The 327-nt window shown below is 57.2% G+C and carries 1 protein-coding gene; it reads left to right on the plus strand.

Annotation, left to right across the window (positions count from 1 at the left end):
* Positions 1-123: 123 nt before the first annotated feature.
* Positions 124-327 (plus strand): malate:quinone oxidoreductase (locus QWI17_RS06670; protein WP_302721751.1); only part of this gene is annotated, 204 nt, incomplete at its 3' end.

Genomic DNA, 327 nt, shown 5'->3' on the forward strand with positions numbered 1-327 from the left:
GCAGGGTCGTTTTCTCGTTCTCTAGCTGCTGAACAATGATCAATACCAAGCCTGCGCTGAAGAACACGCTTTACTTGGGCCAGCCACAGGCCCTCCCTCTGTTCTTATGACTGGAATTGATCAATGTTCAAGAAAGCTGGCAAGACCTTGCTGGGTCTGGCTGTCGCTGCAAGCTGCATGCAAGCGCACGCCGCAGAAACCAAGAAAGTCGACGTACTGCTGGTCGGCGGCGGCATCATGAGCTCCACCCTGGCCGTGTGGCTGCACGAGCTGGAGCCAAGCTGGTCGATGGAAATGGTCGAGCGCCTGGACGGCGTGGCCGAAGAA

The sequence above is a fragment of the Gilvimarinus gilvus genome, from assembly GCF_030518155.1.
Taxonomy (GTDB): domain Bacteria; phylum Pseudomonadota; class Gammaproteobacteria; order Pseudomonadales; family Cellvibrionaceae; genus Gilvimarinus; species Gilvimarinus gilvus.